This is a genomic window from Parabacteroides sp. merdae-related_45_40 (genome assembly GCF_001915675.1).
Window position 1 is genome coordinate 1 of the sequence record NZ_MNQY01000110.1, and the last position, 19,012, is coordinate 19,012.

The following is a 19,012-nucleotide window of genomic DNA, read 5'->3' on the forward strand; positions in this document are numbered from 1 at the left end:
CATTCTTGTCCTTGAAGCTCTCCTCTTTCTTTTCTTGCAGTAGGACAGATAGGATTCCGCCACATTCCTGTATTTGTTGCGCGGACGCCTTATGCCCAGAGATCCCTGCAATGCCGGCATATATGCCTGTAGAGCCATTCGATGCTTTCCTAAAGGAGTTTGTTTATTATTCTTGATTTGACACTTTCAAGGAAAAATAGAAGGTGGTGCCTTTCCCTTCTTCGGAATCAAACCAGAGCTTGCCACCGAGTTGTTCGACAAAGTCTTTACACAGCATTAATCCCAAGCCAGATCCCTTTTCGTTATTTGTCCCATAAGAAGTAAAATGAGTGTTTGACCTCAATAGCTTACCCTGGTCTTCTTTTTTGATCCCTTTACCTGAATCTTTTACACTGACAACGACAAAATCCCCGTCTGTTTTGGTTGATACTGTAATCAAACCTTTTTCGTAGCTGAACTTGACTGCGTTGGAAATCAGGTTACGGACGATAGTTTTTACCATATCGATGTCTGTCGATCCCATCAGTTCTTTATCCAGACCTTCAAGCATGATGGATATGCCTTTCTGGGTAGCCATTGGAATAAATATCTCGGCAGTGCTGTTGACTATGCTGTTGATGTCGACTTGTTGTCTGTAAATGTTCTGTTTGTTCAGGCGATTCTTTGCCCACTTCAAGAGGTTGTCGAGAAGCTGGAATATCTCTTCCGATGTCTTGTTCATCATCTGAAGCATTTCGTATACCTCATCGCTAACCTGATTCTTATCGACCATCATCAGGATGGCGTTATTCATCATCTTCAAAGAACCAAGCGGAGAGCGTAAATCGTGTGCAATAACGGAATAGAGCGTGTCGCGGGATTCGATTGTATTTTCAAGTTCCTGCTTGATACGTTTGATACTGAACAGTTCGTAACGGTGGGCGACACGTTTCACCAATTCTTCCCGTTGGAAAGGTTTTGTTACATATTCTGTTGCTCCCAACTGATAACCTTTTACGATACTTTGCATATCGCTCAAAGCTGACATGATAATGACGGGGATGTTGTTGGTTTCCGGATTGCTTTTCAAATGCTGCAGTACCTCGTATCCGTCCATCTCTGGCATCATAATATCAAGCAGAATAAGATTGGGATGCCTTTCTTGGGCAATGCGTAGCGCTTTAGCTCCGCTATCTGTCGTCAGTAGCGTATAACCTTCTTTTTTTAGTATCGCTTGCACAAGCATAACGTTAGTTGGCACATCGTCCACCACTAATACAGTATATTGTGATGCTAAGTTTTCCATTTGATTCTGTACTTTTCTTGATATTCAAATACTATCAATGATACAAATGTATTTAATTCTGTCGACATAATCGTCTTTTCCCCTAAAATAAATTCCATTTCTGAAGAATAATTCTTTTATATATTAAATGTGTCCAACTAAAACGCTTGATATAGGATGAGATGGGGCTTTTTATTAAAATTATTATTTAAGTTTGCACCATGAAATCGAATTTAGTTCTTTTAGCGCTCATATTAGCCAGCTGTCAGCCGGAAATGCCTGTAACCTCCTCTATTCTGGTAAAGGGAGATGGTTTGACAGTCCCTGTTAACAAGGAACTGTATGGTTTGACCATTGAGGAAATCAACCATGCGGTGGATGGCGGTATTTATGCGGAACTGATACAAAACCGGAGCTTTGAAGACGGGGTTCCTCCCTTGAATTGCCCGTACGACCCTGTCCGCCGGGTTCTGACTACCCCAAATGGATGGACTATTCCTTTCCTGCGTTCTGATTCGGTACCGGGATGGCGTTGCTTTTCTGCGACGTCTTATATGTATCCCGATACTAAGGAATTGATTAATGACAAGAACCGGCGTTCTCTGCTGGTTTCGGTGTCTGCTTCAGCCGAATCAGGAAAAGGAGGTGTCATTGCCGAAGGATATGGAGGAATACCGCTTCGGAAAGGTGAGAAATATGATTTGTCTTTTTATATGAAAGGAGCCTCTATGGCTTCGAAGACCGTAAGTCTGACTTTGGTCGATTCTACCGGAAAAACGGCCCTAAGTGAAGTTTTTCGGGTAGCACCAGCTTATGAGTGGAGGAAGTACAAGTACACTTTTACCGCAACCTCGAATACAAATAAAGCCGTGTTGACGATAACGACTGACAGTTCGGCTGTTTTCTGGCTGGATGTTGTTTCTCTGTTTCCGCAAAATACATGGAAAGGCCGTCCGAATGGATTACGTCCGGAACTGATGGAACTGATTGCATCATTGAAACCTGCTTTCATTCGCTTCCCCGGTGGAAGTTTTGTAGAAGGGTATACGGCGGGAACCTATCCGGTCTGGCGTGAAACCGTAGGAGACATTGCCGAACGCAAACATTTTTGGAATGTGTGGGCATACGGTACGACGAACGGCATCGGCTATCATGAATATCTCCAGATGTGTGAAGATTTGGATGCTGAACCGGTCTATGTCATTAATAGTGGTGTGACCAATCAAAGTCGTCGTCCGCGTTATGAAGACATAACGGCAATGGGGAAACTAGTACAAGATGCCTTAGATGCCATCGCTTATGCTAATGAACCGGCCGATTCCATTATGGGAACTTTGCGAGCTAGTCACGGACATCCGGAACCTTTCGAATTGAAGTATGTGGAGATCGGCAGTGAAAATTACGGACCGGAATATACGAAGCGTTTCGAGTTGTTTAAAAAAGCGATCCAAGAGGCTTATCCGGAGGTTATGGTGATAAGCAGTTCCGACATAAGAGGAAAGAACAGAAATGAATGGTCAGATACTCATTTTTATTCGAGCGAATCATTTTTGATCTCTAATCACAACCGTTTTGTTGCCGGACAGTATACGCGCCGGATGCCTCCTGTCTTTATCGGAGAGTTCGGCTTGTCCGGTGGGGCAGCTCCCGGAAGTTTGCGGGCGGCCATTGGGGAGGCTTGCTTTCTTGCAGGGGTAGAAAACGGACAGGAGATTGTGAGGTGTTTGGCTTATGCCCCTGTTTTGGGAAATACAAAATACAAAATAGAACGTTATCCGGTCATCTTTTTTGACGGTGAACAGATTGCTCTTTCTCCTTCTTACTATCTGTTGCAAATGTTTAGCAGCAATAGGGGAGACGAAGTGCTGAAGACCGAAGTCCGCACCTATCAGAAACCCCAGGTGACCTTCGGACGCGCCGGTATCGAAATGTTCGATAACAGCTATGAATTCAAGGAGGTGAAAATAGACAATTCGCCGGTTACGGAAGGGGCTGTCATGACCGGAGGCTGGACGGTCGGACAGGGTACGTTGACGCCGGTTGCAAACAGGTGGAACTATATCCTTTTAGGCGATCCGTCTGCCTATGACTATACGTTCTCGGCGGATATCAGGCGGACGAAGGGGAGCGGGCAAGTCCAATTCCGTGTGCGTGACAACGGGCTGTTTGGAGAACGAAATGACTATATCGGGTTGACGATTGGTTCTGGTGTTGTAGAGTTCTATCGCCAGGCGGGAGGTGTGAGGGATACGTTACGTACACCTGTTCTTTATCCGTTCCAAAGTAATCGTTGGTATAACGTGAAGATCGCTTGCAAAGGCGAACAAATCGGTTGTTTTGTGAATGACACGCTGGTTCATGAGACGATACTTCCCGGCATACCTTCATTGGTCTCTACTGCGGCGTTGGATAAGGAGGCTCATACGATTATACTGAAGGTGATCAATACGACTCAGCACGAAGAGAAGACGGAGTTGAACCTGCAAGGCGTCAGTGTCAAAAATACGGCGGAAATTATTCAGCTCACAGGAGATCCCGAAGCGCGTAACACTTACGACCACCCCAGCGTGGTCGTACCGGAGACAAAAGAAATATCCTTCTCGTTGAGCGGTCCCAAAGTGTACAATTTTCCTCCTAACTCGATTACGATAATGAAATTGAAGATCGACTGACAGGGCGACTGGCATCGGATTCAAAACCGATGCCGGTCGCGCGTCCAACCGATGCCGATCCATTGACTGCCGGATGCCTGCCGGATGAAATAAAAAAGGCTACCTCAGTAATGAAGCAGCCTTTTTCCGTTTAGTATCGCATTGATTAATGGACTAACATTTCAGGAGTGATCTTGACAAACTTGTCGGAGTCGTCTTTGCGAAGTTTCACGCTGCCATCGTTCCAGTTTGAGGGCCAGCCGCCAATGATATGTCCTAAGAATACCACTTTGATCTCATGCAAGCCTTTCGACAATGCAGCCGAACTGTCGTGGCGGGAGAAGCGTTTCACTTCACCTGCATTGTTCACTAACAATTTGCCGTCGATCCATACTTCTTCGTTGTCGGAAGAAATGTAGTAAACGCCATCTTCAGGGATGTTGACGTAACCAGTTGCTATGGCAGCATATTGTTTGACACCGCGCATAGATTCGCTTGACTTGACAACACTGGTGATTTCACGCAAATCCTTGATAACCGATTTCTTCCATTCTTTTACGTCTCCCAGTTTGGAAGAATTCAAAAACATGCCGTCGGTCACTTGCATTTCCAATCCAGGAGTAGTTTTGGCAACCTCTCTAGCGGGGGCCAAAGCTTGCTTTTCAACCGTGATCGTACGAGTCTTACTCATCTTGCCGGAAGGCAATACGGAACGGATCTTCAGAACGCCGGATTCCGTGAATTCGATCGGAGCGGAATAGGCGGTTGATTCCGGAGTCGGTTCGGTTCCGTCGATCGTATAAACCACTTTGACCGGACGGGTAGTCTTGAATTCCAGAGAAGCCTTGTCGGTGAAAGCGACAAAATCGCATGAGCCGTTCGGTTGTTCCGGTTGCGGAATATGGTAGTTGATGTTCAGTTCGTCCAGACGGACCAAGGCATTATCCAGGCGACGTTCGAAGTCTTTATAATCCTTGCGTGCCAATGGAGTCCAGCCGATTTCAGCCAATGCCAGCACACGCGGATAGGCACGGTATTCCAATAGGTCAGTGTTGTACATATATTCGGACCACAGATTTGTTTGTACCCCCTTGATCAAATTAGCTTTTCCGGTAGCGACCAAAGTATCGGGTATCGGATTGTATGCATACACTCTTGATAACGGATCGTAACCGCCGATAGAAACCGGTTCGATCTTCGGATCACCTTGGAATTGGTCAATGTACATGCCACCGCTTCCTGGAGTCATGATCGCTTCATGTCCCATGTTTGCAGCAGCGATACCGCCTTCTTCACCACGCCAAGACATGACGGTTGCGGAAGGAGCGAGGCCGCCTTCGAGGATTTCATCCCATCCGATGATCTTTTTACCATGCTTTTCGGACAGGTATTTCTCCATGCGCTGAACGAAATAGCTCTGCAGCTTTTCTTCGGCAGAATGGTTCTTGTCGGCTTTCAGACCTTCCTCGCGGATGCGCTTCTGGCAGAGCGGGCATTCTTTCCAGCTTGATTTCGGGCATTCGTCACCACCGATATGGATATATTCGCCGGGGAAAAGAGGTGCGACTTCGTCGAAAACATCCTGCAGGAGCTCGAACGGTTTTTCCTTTCCGGCACACAATACGATGTCTTCTACCCCCCAGATGATACGCGGGGTGGTCGGTTCGCCCTTGCAAGACAATTCGGGATATGCGGAGATTGCAGCCAACTCGTGTCCCGGAAGTTCGATTTCAGGAACGATCGTGATAAAACGGTCTGCTGCATATTTTACCACTTCCTTGATTTGGTCTTGCGTATAAAAACCGCTATATTCCGTTCCTTCGCCATCTATGCGTTTGGAACCGACTTCTGTCAGTTTTGGGTATTTCTTGATTTCGATACGCCAGCCCTGGTCGTCCGTCAGATGCCAATGCATGCGGTTGATCTTGAACAAAGCTAATACGTCGAGATGTTTCTTTACGTTCTCTACCGGGATGAAATGACGGCAAGGATCCAGCATGATGCCGCGATATTCGAAACGCGGTTCGTCTTTCACTGTCACGCAGGATGCAGTCCAGGCGATACCGTTTACGACTGCCGGGCTTTGGATCTCGGCTGGAAGCAACTGCATGAACGTTTGCATGCCGTAGAACAAGCCTTGCGGGGTCTTAGCCTTAACCGTCACGCCTTGCGGAGTGACATCCAGCGTGTAGCCTTCGTCGTTTACATCCAGTGCCTCGTCGATCGCCAGTGCAATGCCGTTTGAGGCGGCCTTGTCACTGACCGTTATCTGGTAACCGGTGGCAAGATTCATCTGGGCGGCAAAATATTCGGCAACAGTTTTAGCTTCCGGAGTGGAGGCGGAGAAGGCTGTGTTTTTGCTTAGTTTAAAACTACCCTCGTTCTGGACGAGGCTTACCGGCGTCGGGATTACATTGATGCCCTGGTTGTAAGGCATCTGTTTAGTTGGCCCTTCGCTGCACGACGCAAGGATACAAAATGCTGCGCCGGCACAAAGTGATAAAAAAGTTTTCATTTTGGAATTTATGTAATTTGATTGATTTAGAAAGAAGGAAGAAATTTATGATTTTTGATTTACGATTTATTTCCGTGCCGCATAAATCATAAATCAAAAATCATAAATCAAAAATCATAAATCTATAGTGTTACCAAGCGAAGATAGGATATTCCTTCATGATGCCGTTCACTTTTTCGCGAACAGCCGTGATAGTCTTGTCGCATTCGGGTGCTGCCAGTACAGTGTCGATCAGTTCGACGATCTCGGCCATCAGCGGTTCTTTAGCGCCGCGGGTCGTGATAGCCGGAGTTCCGACACGGATGCCGGAAGTCTGGAATGCCGAACGGCTGTCGAACGGAACCATATTCTTGTTTACGGTGATATCGGCGGCTACCAATGCCTTTTCTGCCACCTTGCCGGTCAGTTCGGGGAACTTCTTGCGCAGGTCGATCAACATGCTGTGGTTGTCCGTACCGTCGGAGATGATCTTGTAACCTTTGTCCATGAATGCTTTTGCCATAGCAGCCGCATTGGCTTTTACCTGAGCCTGGTAGGTCTTGTATTCCGGTTCCAGCGCTTCGCCGAAGGCCACGGCTTTGGCGGCGATCACGTGTTCCAGCGGACCGCCCTGTATGCCTGGGAATACGGCGGAATCCAGCAGTTGGGACATCTTCTTGATCTCTCCCTTCGGTGTCTTCTTGCCCCAGGGATTCTCGAAATCCTTACCTAACAGGATGATGCCGCCACGCGGACCGCGCAAGGTCTTGTGGGTTGTGGAAGTTACAATATGGGCATATTCCAGCGGGTTATTCAGTAGTCCGGCTGCGATCAGTCCGGCAGGGTGAGCCATATCGATCATCAGAAGGGCACCGACCTTGTCGGCTATTTCACGCATCCGTTTGTAGTCCCACTCACGGGAATAAGCGGAACCGCCACCTACGATCAATTTCGGTTTTTCTCGTAAAGCGACTTCTTCCATCTGGTCGTAGTCTACACGACCGGTGTCTTCTTTTACATTATATTCTGTAGCGTGGTATAAAATACCAGAACTGTTTACAGGAGAACCGTGAGAAAGGTGGCCACCGTGTGCCAGGTTTAGGCCTAAGAATGTATCGCCGGGATTCAGGACTGCCAGAAATACGGCTGCGTTAGCCTGTGCTCCTGAATGCGGTTGTACGTTGGCCCACTCTGCATTGAAAATCTGTTTCAACCGTTCGATGGCGATAGTTTCGCTCTGGTCTACTACTTCGCAACCTCCATAATAGCGCTTACCGGGATATCCTTCTGCGTATTTGTTGGTCAGACAGCTACCCATGGCTTGCATCACCTGGTCGCTGACAAAGTTTTCGGAAGCAATCAGTTCAATACCTTTCAGTTGGCGCTGATGTTCCTTCTCAATGATGTCGAAAATGATATTGTCTCTTTTCATTACATGTAAAATTGGTTATTGCAATGAGTCCCCTTCTTCTTTTGGGGGGATCGTTGGCAAATTTACGATAAAAAATCTATAGCAGGGATAAATAATATCGAAATATCCTTATAACTTCACCACATTTCCTTCTTTACTGCTCTTCCAGGCTGCCTCGATCAGGCGGATGACAAGCAATACGTCGGCGGCATCCGTCAAGAGCGGTTCTCCGTGGCGGAGATGACGGTAGATGTTGTCGTAAAATCCTGCATAATTTCCGGCAAGACTGGGATATTTGTAATGGACGACGTTGCCGTCTTTCTCTGTGTGAAGAAGTCCCCAGGTACTTTCGTCTTCAACTCCCCAGTAGGGAGTACCGGGCATTTGTCCGTCATTCAGATCCGCTTCCTGACGGTCCAGGCCGTATTTGACGAATGAGCCTTCCGTACCGTGTAAGATGAAGCGGGGCTCTGGTTCGCACATCAGATAGCTGGATTTCAGGGTGACTTTGACACGTGGCGCCTTAGACGGACGAAGTAGATGGATCACGAAATAATCATCTACCATGCCGCCTGTACGAATGGTGTCGATATCGGCGAAAACCGCATCTGGCACACCTAACAATTGAACAGCTTGGTCGATTATATGAGCCCCTAGGTTATAGGTCAAGCCGCCGCCCAACTCTCCGGTTTCCTTCCATGTTCCCGGTTTTATAAAGTTGCGATAGCGAGGGAAAGTTGACTCGAACTCAACAAGACGTCCCAACAGCCCTTTATTCAGTATTTCCCGAACTGTAAGGAAATCCGAATCCCAACGCCTGTTCTGATATACGCTTATAGCCAGGCCTTTGGACCGAGCGAGGTCGACTAATTCCTGTCCTTGCTCTGCTGTTGCCGTGAAAGGTTTTTCGACAATCACATTCTTTCCTGCCTCCAGTGCTTTCCGTGTATACTCGTAATGCGTACTGTCTGGCGTATTGATAACGACCAGTTCCAGCTCATCCAAAGCAACGAGCTCTTCAAAACTGCGCACAATACGGGCTGAAGGATAACGCTCTTTCGACAGATTCTTATTGCGCTCCGTGATTGCTGTCAGGCAGAAAGCTGGGTTTGTACTGATAAATGGGGCGTGGAATATTTGTCCAGACATGCCGAAGGCTGCCAATCCTGTTTTTATCTTTTCCATTTTTATGAAAGTTTATTTTTGCGAAGATATGAATTTATCGATTACGATGGCTTACGATTTTTACAGAAAACAAATAGCGAGTTATGTTTCTAATGCCTTCGGGACATAACACGCAACCTTGGAAATTTCGCATTGCTGATAATGCTATTATGATTGAAGATATTTTATTCTACCAAATAGAGAAACGGCAGACAAATCGTAGCTACAGAATACGTTTAAAGAATGTATTGACGTAAGGTGAACTCTCACGTTTTTATTGAAAGCTGCCGAGATTGGGATTTCTTATGCATTTCTGAATCAGCCATGTGAGATTATGACGTTAGCTTCTGCCTTACAAGATAGGTTGCCGATCAATAGGGAATTCCCAGTCTTGATACTCAGAATAGGTTATGCAAAGCCAGTTCCTTATTCTTCCCGTAAGAAAATTGAGACATTGCTAATTTGATATTTCTACTCAGAGTGACAGCAGAATAATTGAAGTGAAAAAATATCAGCAGTTTGTGAACAATGTAAAAAACAAGACTGTTTATTTGAGGTATATGAAGAATATAAATTCAAATAATCTAAAAAACATGAAAAGTATGATGTCGTACACGGACGCTGAAAACGGGAAGGTTGCCTTAATGCAGGAAATATTGGGGGTGAAAGACATACAAGATATCGACTTGCTCTATGAATTGCATCAGGAGTTTATGGATGCGCAAAAGAATGCAGGAACAGGAAATAGTGAAGGGCAGAGTGAACTTTTATGATTTTTCAAAAACAAAAAGAGAATGTTAATTAATAACATTCTCTTTTTTGTGACCGCGACAGGATTCAAACCTGTAACCGGCTGATCCGTAGTCAGCTACTCTATTCAGTTGAGCTACGCGGCCAATCTTTATATTTTCGTTTAAACTTTATCTTAAAATGGTGACCGCGACAGGATTCAAACCTGTAACCGGCTGATCCGTAGTCAGCTACTCTATTCAGTTGAGCTACGCGGCCAATCTTCATTTTCGTTTAAACTTCATCTTGAAATGGTGACCGCGACAGGATTCAAACCTGTAACCGGCTGATCCGTAGTCAGCTACTCTATTCAGTTGAGCTACGCGGCCATTATTTCGTGATTGCGAGTGCAAAGGTAGCACTTTCTTTTATATTCGCAAGCCTTTTCGGTATCTTTTTTTTGACTAATCAAGCATCTTTGGGTTAAATATCAGATAACCAATATTCAAGCCAAAATTAAAATTTTTAGCTGGATAGCTGTATCCGTTTGCATACAGGCTGATGCTAGCGAAAGGCAGTTGTAAAACAAGGGCTGCTTCTCCCATATATTTAAAAGAATGAAGGAATTTCCCGTAATAGGGGATTGCCGTGTACGTGTTATTGTTCCATACTTCTTCTTTTTTTATTTCGTATAACGGTGCGAAACCGTACATGTCGAGGCGAAAGTGCAGCAGCTTGCTGAATTTCAAGATCGGTGACAAACCGAATGCCACGTATTGGTTGGCGCGGAACGCCTCGTTGAAGACAATCTGGCTATGTGGCGTCGGTGTGAAGGCAGGTGCTTGCAAAACGGAAGCCGTATAGTTGTTCATCAGATTCTTGCTGGAGAGCACTAGTTCACTCATAAAACCGAGGTTGAAATATGGACTGATCGTCTTGTACTGTTCCCATTCACCTTTCATTTGCAGCCAGCTATGGACTTTCCGGTCGAATGAGCCCATATCCGTAATGGGAGACGGCATATACTTTTCTGTACCCGTTACATATTGTGCCACTAAGAATTGTTTTCGCCCGGAGATCGGATATTGTTTATAATCCAGCGAGTTACGCTCGATGCTGAGCGAACCGGCAAACAGATCATACCAGCTATGATCGGTGGTCGCGTTCGGGAATGTCATGTTGGAAGTCTGAAAATAGTAATCATTCAGCCGGCCATAAGCAAAACCTATCTCGGCTTTGGCACGGTTCAGAAATGGGAATCCTAACTTGACCTTCGTGTACAATTCTTTCTGGTGGATGAAAGCCGGTAGTACGTCTTCGTAGAACAAAGACTGGCTTTCGGAGTATTTTTTGTCTGAGAATACGCCTTGCCAATTCAGATAGGTCGGTATTCTCGTCTGCAAATAGATACGGCCGTTCAACATCACACCGCTGAACGAGTTGCCGACCTGGAAGTTGGCGTTTACATCGGCGGCATATCGTCTCAAATACTGGTATCCCAGTCCGAGAAACAGTTGGTTGGCCTGGTAGGAGGAGATGTTGCCTCCGAATCCAACCGCGATCTCTTCCTTCATTTTGACATCAAGATACAGGTCGAACTTCTTTTCCTTCCGATTATAAACGGCATGGGGCAATATCTCTTTAATCTTGGAATAGGTTAGCATTTTGAAATAAGCACGCTTGAACTCTTCCATCGAGAACTCATGATTGATGTCACGATGGAGTTGGGATTCAATATATTTCTTTTGCGATTCATTTACGCCTGTCACATATATATTCTGGAAAATCAGAGGAGGAAGGCCTTGCTTATAGGCCGCACGGCGTTTGTTGACTTCGCTTAGTTCCACACGCCGGGGGACACGCGCCTTGATGGAGTCGATCATCGCCATCGTCCGTTTATAGCCAATATTCATCAAATCCCGTGCTTTTTGAAAATCGAGCAGGGAGACGGTAGGGAAGCTAAATTTTATCATCATACCTTCGTCTTCGGGTACGTCGTATTCCGTTTTCTGCATGATCATTGTTTCAAGCTGGTTATAAGGATTGGACGAAGGTTTGTTGTTACCGCCTGCCACAGTCGAACCGAAGATGAAGTCCGGATGGAAAGCCTCCTTCATCGGGCCTACCGGGAAATTGTCGTAGATACCGCCGTCGAAAATGGGGACGCTATCTTTCCAGATCGGCTGGAAAAAGAAGGGGAATGTCATTGATGCACGGACAGCGTCTCCGAGATCTCCATTTTTGAAGATAATAGCTTTTTTGCTGTAGATATCCGAGGCCACGCAACGGAATGGGACAAAGAGATTGTCGAAATTCCAGCCGGCTTTTGCTGTCGCTTGTGAAAACAGGGCCATAAACGCCTGATTCATCTGGATCGGATTGATCAGACTTTGTGGAAGGAAACTGGCTTTCACTTGTAACGAATCGGTCATGTCTATGGAAAAGTGCCCGAATTCCGGTGTCGGGTCGGGGCGTTTGAAATAATATTTGTATTCGTTTTCCACCGTTCCGGTTTGCCAGTAGCTGAACTCCTCGGAGAGCATCAGTTCAACCATTTCTTCGGGTGTATATCCCATTGCATAGAGACTACCGACGATCGCGCCGGCAGATGTTCCCGTTATGTAATCAATAGGTATTCCGTTTTCTTCCAGAGCTTTGATTACTCCAATATGGGCGGCACCTTTCGCACCGCCACCGCTCAGAACCAAGCCTACTTTCTGGGCATATCCTATTTGTAAGGCCGCAAACAACAGGGCTGTCAGTACAGCTATTTTTTTCATACTTGTATCTTCTCTGCTTAATGAATTCAAATGTAGTCGTTATTTCTCAGAATACAAGAGTTTGAGATATATAAAATACAACATAAAATTAGTCCGTTTTGTTAATCTTGCGAAGAAACTTGGTGTCGGCCGTTGGTCAAAATAAGAAAGGGTGTCAAACTTTCCATTCCCATATCAAGTGCGGGAATGGGGACTTTGACACCCTTTTGCTATTTTTTCCAGCTTCGGTTTAACCGATCATCTGAACGCTGCGTTTGATGAATTGGCTCAATGCTTCACCTTTCAACATACCGTTTGCCAACAGGGCAAGGTCGATTAACTGGCTGACCAGTTTATTTCCACCAGCATATTCAGACAGGATGCTGTTGCGCTGTTCTACCAGTTCGTCAATCTTTTTGTTCGTATTCGTCATATCTTCCTTCTCTTCAGAAGTGATTTCTTCTTCTTTCTTCTTGCTCTGGGCTTCGCGCAAGTCGGACTGGCGGGCTTTCCAGCCTTTCAGGTCAGAAAGGATCGGATTCAGCTTTTCGGCACAAGCCGCTTCTTCTTCGCTCAGGATTTTCTTAACCAGTTCGTGGTCTGTGTTCAGCACCAGATTGTAGTTATCCGGCAGTTCTCCATAAAACGACATACCTGGTTGCATGGCAGACATTTCGCGCATACGGCGCATATATTCGCTTTGTGTCAGCATGACCGGGTTTGAGTTTTCGCCCAACGCCTCGAATGTGACAATGAAATCTGTCTTCTCGATCTTCGGTAACTGGCTTTTGAACATCTCCTGCAGAGCATTTTTTTCGTCCTCATTCAGTGTTACCTTGTTGACATCGTCCTTGCGGATCAGATTGTCGATCGTGTCGCTATCCACACGGACGAAGCGTGTTTTTTCGAACTTCTGTTCCATCTGGCTTATAGCATGGACATCCAGCTGACCATCCATGATCAGCACGCTGTAGGCTTTGTCTTTTGCAGCCTGGATATAGCTGTACTGGTCATTGGCATTTGTTGTGTACAAGTAGATCAGGTTGCCTTCCTTGTCTGTCTGGTTGGCTTCCGTCAGGGCTTTGTACTCTTCGAATGTGTAATATTTGCCGTCTACATCCTTCAATAGGGCGAACTTGGCTGCCCGATCGTAAAATTTTTCTTCGCTCAACATTCCGTACTGGATGAAAAGTTTCAGGCTGTCCCACTTTTCTTCGAATTGAGGACGGTCGTTCTTGAACATTTCTTCCAGGCGATCTGCCACCTTTTTCATAATGTGGTTGGAGATCTTTTTCACGTTCTGGTCGCTCTGTAGGTAAGAACGGGACACGTTCAGCGGGATATCCGGAGAATCGAGCACACCGTGCAGCAATGTCAGGAATTCAGGAACGATACCTTCAACCGAATCGGTGACGAACACTTGGTTGCAGTATAATTGGATCTTATTGCGATGCAGATCGATGTTGCTCTTGATGCGCGGGAAATACAGGATACCGGTCAGATGGAACGGGTAATCCACGTTCAGATGAATCCAGAACAGAGGTTCGTCGGACATCGGATACAGATCCTGATAGAATTTCTTATAATCTTCATCTGTCATATCAGTCGGCTTACGAACCCATGCCGGTTGGATATCGTTGATGATATTGTCTTCGTCGGTATCGACATATTTGCCGTCTTTCCATTCCTGCTTCTTTCCGAATGCGATGGGAACTGGCAGGTAACGGCAGTACTTAGTCAACAGGCTGTTGATCTTGTCTTTGTTCAGGAAATCTTTGTTCTCGTCGTCAATATACAGGATGATGTCTGTTCCGCGATCTTCTTTTTCCGTCTCTTCCAATGTGTATTCGGGTGTGCCGTCGCAGCTCCATTTCATAGGAACGGCTCCTTCTTTATACGATTTGGTGACGATCTCCACTTTCTTGGAAACCATGAAAGAAGAATAGAAACCAAGTCCGAAGTGGCCGATGATGGCGGCTGCGTCGTTCTTGTATTTTTCAACGAACTCTTCTGCGCCGGAGAAGGCGATCTGATTGATATATTTGTCGATCTCTTCGGCAGTCATACCGATACCGCGGTCGGAGATTTTGATCGTATTGCTATCGAAGCTGACATGTACGGTCAAATCTCCCAGTTCTCCTTTGAACTCGCCGACAGAAGCCAGTGTTTTCAACTTCTGTGTTGCATCAACTGCGTTAGATACCAATTCACGAAGAAAAATTTCGTGATCACTATATAAAAACTTTTTGATGATAGGGAAGATGTTCTCACTCGTAACACCGATGTTTCCTTGTTTTGCCATAATCCGATATAAAATATTTTGATGTTATACTTATTGTTTCCTATAACTATAATTATTTACGCAATGTTCAGTTACAAAAACAATGCCAAACAAACAAAATGACATTTTGACTGACAAGTTATCAGTATGGAGAGGGAAAGAACTGGAATGTATATAAAAAATTAAAGGCTGTCTCACGACAACCCCTAACCAACTTTGTTAACCTTAAATCTAATACTATTATGAAAAAACCACATTGCAAATGTACGGATACTTCTATAATTGTCAATAGATAAAATATTAAATTTTGTTCTTTTGGTTTTAATAAAATCTAATATCTTCAGATCTCTTGCTTTTTATACGTTATTAGGCTTGTGAGAACCATCGCAACGGTGGATAAAGGCAATGCGAACAGGATCGGATCGATGGCGAACCAGGGATAGATATCGATCAAAACATCACGCCCAGACAGCATATTGCATAAGCCGACTGCTCCGGCTTCCGCCTTGTGAAGAAACAGCATGGCAAACAAACTTGCCAGTGCCCCCGTCCATAAACTAGCCAGTGCTCCTTCCTTGGTCGCCTTTTTCCAGAAAAGGGAACAGAAGTAGGCCGGGAGAAAAGTGGCGGCACAAATCCCCATGAACAGGGCTGTCCCGCGTGCTATGACTCCTGCGCTCAGCGTATAACAGATTATATAACTGACCAGAATGGAGCAAAGTACTCCGATGCGTACACCCATCGTCGAGTTGGCATTCTTTCGATGTCCCAGTTTAGGGAATATGTCTGCCCCGAAAGAAGCTCCCATCGTGTGGAACTGGGCGCTGAGTGTAGACATACTTGCCGACAAGATACAGAGCATGAAAACGGCACTGAACCATTCCGGCATTGCCCGGTCGATAAACAGCGGGATAATCTTATCCATATCCTTGATGGCTTCCGATGCAACCACGCCTTCTGTTTTCAGGAAAAAGAGGTTCGATAATGCCCCGACATGATAAATGGCTCCGACGGTCACGATCAGAAAAACACAACCGATCAGAACGCCCCGGTTCAATTGCTTGGTGCTTTCCACCATCATAAAACGTACGACCAACTGAGGTTGGGCAAGGCAACCGATGCCGACTCCCAAGATCAGCGAGGTTACGAGGGTGTACCATTGCGGAGACCCAGTCACAGGCATGGCTGTCCATCCTTGGTGTCCTACCTCCTTAAACCGTTCAGGAACAAGCGGGGCGATTTCCGTCAGTTTCCGGTTGGCTTCGATAAAGCCCATATCCATCACCCGATAGAACCAGAATAGCAAGAACAGCATGCAGGCGAACATGATGACGGCTTGCAAAGCATCCGTATATAACACGCCTTTAATACCTCCCGTGATAACATAGGCCGCTACTATAAGCGTGAAAATAAGCAGTGCCAGATGCAAGTCTATGTGGAACATCTGTTCGATGAACACTGCACCTCCTTTCATTACGACTGCTGCATACAAAGGCATGCCGATAAAGATGATGGCGGCAATAAATATCTGTATGGCACGCGAATTATAGTGCAACCCCAATAATTGCGGGAATGTGCGGGCATTGTACTTTTCGCCTAACTTACGGGTGTTCCGCCCGAATATGATAAAAGCGATGACAACGCCCATAAACATATTCAACAAGCAAAGCCATTGGATTCCCATACCGAACGTGGCCGCAACCCCTCCGAAACCGACAATGGCCGATGCGGAAATAAAGGTTGCCCCGTATGAAAGGGCCATGATAACAGGATTTACTTTCCGTCCCCCCAGCAAATAATCGCTAGCATTTTTCGTTTGTTTGTATCCGATATATCCCAGCCAAGCCAGGATGAACATATAGATAATTACTACGATACCTAAAGTCAGTGTGCTCATTTTTCCGGCTGTTGTGGGTTAGTACTCTCCTCGTCGTCTTTATTCCAATGGGTTATTCCGAACCAGATGGAATAAAACAGGCAGACGAGGGCTAACAGGTAGGCCAGCCAGATGCCAGGGTCGCTTATTCCGAACATGTATTGTTGTTGTTTATAATTTGATCAAATCACTTTCACAAATATATTCCAGATTCTGACGACGGATCACTTCGCGAGCGGCTTCCCGGTTATTCGTCCGTAAGATCAAAATTGATTTCTCATTGGCTGAGAAGCAATACATATATTCGATACTGACACCGGCTTTCGTGAAACAAGACAAAGTCTGGGCAAAACTGCCTGCACAGGAGTTTGTGACGATTGCCAGCACATCGGTCAGGTTTGCACTGACATTGTTGCCTTTCAGGATTTTATAAGCCTTTTGCGGATCGCTGACTATAATGCGCAGAATACCGTATTCGGATGTGTCTGCTACCGTTGCGGCAATGATTCGTATCTTCTCTTCGGCCAGCAAAGCGAGGATTTCGCTTAATTTACCGTATTTGTTTTCCAGAAAAATAGAAATCTGATTGACTGTCATGTTGATTTATGATTTTAGATTTATGAATTATGAGTTCAGCAAAGTTTACGCAAGTCTTTCACCCGGACAGCTTTTCCATCCTGTACCGGCAGGGAGCCTTTGGCGACCAGTTTGAGATGGGGAGTCAGAAGCAGCTCGTCTTTCAGCTGGCGGGTGATTTCCTTTGTCAAGCGTTGTAAAACGCTGTAATCGTCGGTAAACAGGTCGCTCAATTCCACTTCAATCAGCATCTCGTCATTGTTTCCTACCGTTTCGATTGTAATTAGATAATTGCTACCCAGTTCTTTAAACTGCATCAGTATCTTTTCGATCTGGATAGGGAAGAGGTTAACCCCTTTCAATATGATCATGTCGTCGCTACGGCCTTTGAAACGTGCAAGGCGTTTGTGCGTTCGTCCGCAGGGACATTCACCCGGAAGGACACAGGTCAGGTCACGGGTACGATAACGGAGCAAAGGCATTGCCTCTCGGTTGATGGTCGTCAGGACCATTTCGCCGACTTCACCTTCTTTTACCGGTTGCAGTGTGACTGGATCGATAATTTCTACGATTACATTATCTTCCCAGATATGGAGCCCGTTCTGTTCCGTACATTCGAATGCGACGCCGGGGCCGTTCATCTCTGACATTCCGAAACAATTGTATGCTTTTACGCCTAACAATTGTTCGATCCGGCGGCGTTGTTCTTCCGAGTGAGGCTCAGCACCGATACAAACGGTGTGCAGTTTGGTGTCGCGACGGGGATCGAGGCCCATTTCATACATCACTTCCGCCAGGCGAGTAGCATAGCTGGGAATGATATGGAGGCAAGTCGTCCCAAAATCCGTAATGAACTTGATCTGCCGCTTGGTATTTCCTGCTGCTGCCGGTACGGTCAGGCAACCTAATTTTTCAGCTCCGTATTGGAATCCCAATCCTCCGGTAAACATTCCGTAACCGGAAGTGTTCTGGAATACGTCTGTGTCGCGAATGCCTACCATATACATACAGCGTGCCACCTGGTTAGCCCATTGGTCCAAGTCTTTGGCCGAATGCAATACGACTGTTGGGTTTCCTGTAGTACCGCTTGACGAATGGATACGGACACAGTCCTTGATAGGAATAGCCGCCATGCCGTACGGATAATTGTTGCGAAGGTCGTCTTTCGTCGTAAAAGGAATCTTTTGCAAATCGTCCAGTGATTGTATACTGTCGGCTGTGATGCCGTTTTCTTTGAAAACTTTGCTGTAGAAAGGAGAATTTCCGGCTGCTTCAATTGTCTTTCTCAATCGCTCAAACTGTAGCTTTTTCAAATCTTCGCGATTCATGGTTTCAATATCTTTCTGCCAATATTCCATCGTTTTTTGCATTATAATGTGTTTGATTCATGAAATTAGACTGCAAATGTATTGTTAATTTTGGAGAAATCAAAGATCAGTCCGGTCAGATTCGTATACAACATAGAGGCCGACAAGGCAGCGGTACAGGCGGCTGTTGACACAAACTACAGTAATGCCTTACTCGAAGGGACGGTAAACAGAGTAAAAACTATTAAAAGGACAATGTTCAATAAGGCAGGGTAACAAAGAACTTGCGTTTTGTGCAAAACAACTATCATACTATCATAATTGAATTTATATACCTGTAAAACAGTATATTATTCTATGATAGTTCCTGTTTTCAACTATCATTCATCTATCATAACTATGTAATCGTCTCCGCGATGCTACCTTTGCCATTTATGGGGGAGTAAATTTCTTATAGTCTCGTGATCTGTATTGGGATTTATATCAATGAGCTTAGTAAG

The 19,012-nt window shown here is 45.6% G+C and carries 12 protein-coding genes, 3 tRNA genes and 1 pseudogene; 2 read left to right on the forward strand and 14 right to left on the reverse strand.

The genetic code is table 11. The features are described 5' to 3' along the window. Positions 1-149 (reverse strand): annotated as a pseudogene (locus BHV83_RS12785) (DDE transposase); the annotation flags it as partial. Between the two features lie 17 nt (positions 150-166). Next, positions 167-1,285: a hybrid sensor histidine kinase/response regulator gene (locus BHV83_RS12790; RefSeq protein WP_119216359.1), complete on the reverse strand. Its 1,119-nt coding sequence runs from the start codon at positions 1,283-1,285 to the stop codon at positions 167-169. Positions 1,286-1,485: 200 nt separating this feature from the next. Here BHV83_RS12790 and BHV83_RS12795 point away from each other — a divergent pair, with 200 nt between their 5' ends. Beyond that, positions 1,486-3,936: an alpha-L-arabinofuranosidase family protein gene (locus BHV83_RS12795; protein ID WP_286757588.1), complete on the forward strand. Its 2,451-nt coding sequence runs from the start codon at positions 1,486-1,488 to the stop codon at positions 3,934-3,936. A 145-nt stretch (positions 3,937-4,081) separates the two neighbouring features. Here BHV83_RS12795 and BHV83_RS12800 read toward each other — a convergent pair whose 3' ends face one another. The 3 genes from BHV83_RS12800 to BHV83_RS12810 form a co-directional block, all read right to left on the reverse strand. After that, positions 4,082-6,430 (reverse strand): family 20 glycosylhydrolase, encoded by a 2,349-nt coding sequence (locus tag BHV83_RS12800; RefSeq protein ID WP_286757589.1) that lies wholly within the window; start codon positions 6,428-6,430, stop codon positions 4,082-4,084. Positions 6,431-6,560: 130 nt separating this feature from the next. Then, positions 6,561-7,841, reverse strand: a complete 1,281-nt coding sequence (gene glyA, locus BHV83_RS12805; protein WP_005638041.1) for a serine hydroxymethyltransferase — start codon at positions 7,839-7,841, stop codon at positions 6,561-6,563. 108 nt (positions 7,842-7,949) lie between these two features. Next, positions 7,950-9,005, reverse strand: coding sequence for a Gfo/Idh/MocA family oxidoreductase (locus BHV83_RS12810; protein ID WP_005638038.1), 1,056 nt, complete (start codon positions 9,003-9,005; stop codon positions 7,950-7,952). Between the two features lie 572 nt (positions 9,006-9,577). Here BHV83_RS12810 and BHV83_RS12815 point away from each other — a divergent pair. Next, a complete protein-coding gene (locus BHV83_RS12815; protein ID WP_147295488.1) occupies positions 9,578-9,757 on the forward strand; it encodes a hypothetical protein in 180 nt (59 codons plus the stop codon). 49 nt (positions 9,758-9,806) lie between these two features. Here BHV83_RS12815 and BHV83_RS12820 read toward each other — a convergent pair. The 9 genes from BHV83_RS12820 to BHV83_RS12860 form a co-directional block, all read right to left on the reverse strand. Beyond that, positions 9,807-9,880, reverse strand: a tRNA-Arg gene (locus BHV83_RS12820). A gap of 35 nt (positions 9,881-9,915) precedes the next feature. Then, positions 9,916-9,992: transfer RNA gene (locus tag BHV83_RS12825), tRNA-Arg, on the reverse strand. A gap of 33 nt (positions 9,993-10,025) precedes the next feature. After that, positions 10,026-10,102, reverse strand: a tRNA-Arg gene (locus BHV83_RS12830). A 75-nt stretch (positions 10,103-10,177) separates the two neighbouring features. Continuing rightward, a complete protein-coding gene (locus BHV83_RS12835) occupies positions 10,178-12,493 on the reverse strand; it encodes a patatin-like phospholipase family protein (protein WP_046452649.1) in 2,316 nt (771 codons plus the stop codon). A 229-nt stretch (positions 12,494-12,722) separates the two neighbouring features. Next, positions 12,723-14,774, reverse strand: coding sequence for a molecular chaperone HtpG (gene htpG, locus BHV83_RS12840; protein WP_122205932.1), 2,052 nt, complete (start codon positions 14,772-14,774; stop codon positions 12,723-12,725). Between the two features lie 319 nt (positions 14,775-15,093). Further along, positions 15,094-16,650 carry a sodium:solute symporter family protein gene (locus BHV83_RS12845; protein WP_005638028.1) on the reverse strand — a complete coding sequence of 519 codons (1,557 nt, stop codon included), beginning with the start codon at positions 16,648-16,650 and terminating at the stop codon, positions 15,094-15,096. Then, positions 16,647-16,787, reverse strand: a complete 141-nt coding sequence (locus BHV83_RS12850; protein ID WP_005638026.1) for a symporter small accessory protein — start codon at positions 16,785-16,787, stop codon at positions 16,647-16,649. The genes BHV83_RS12845 and BHV83_RS12850 overlap by 4 nt, the downstream gene beginning before the upstream one ends. A gap of 13 nt (positions 16,788-16,800) precedes the next feature. Further along, the gene (locus tag BHV83_RS12855) at positions 16,801-17,226 is read right to left on the reverse strand and encodes an ACT domain-containing protein (protein WP_005643216.1); all 426 of its coding nucleotides are present in this window, start codon (positions 17,224-17,226) and stop codon (positions 16,801-16,803) included. 35 nt (positions 17,227-17,261) lie between these two features. Beyond that, a complete protein-coding gene (locus tag BHV83_RS12860) occupies positions 17,262-18,563 on the reverse strand; it encodes a phenylacetate--CoA ligase family protein (protein ID WP_005648961.1) in 1,302 nt (433 codons plus the stop codon). Positions 18,564-19,012 lie beyond the last annotated feature (449 nt).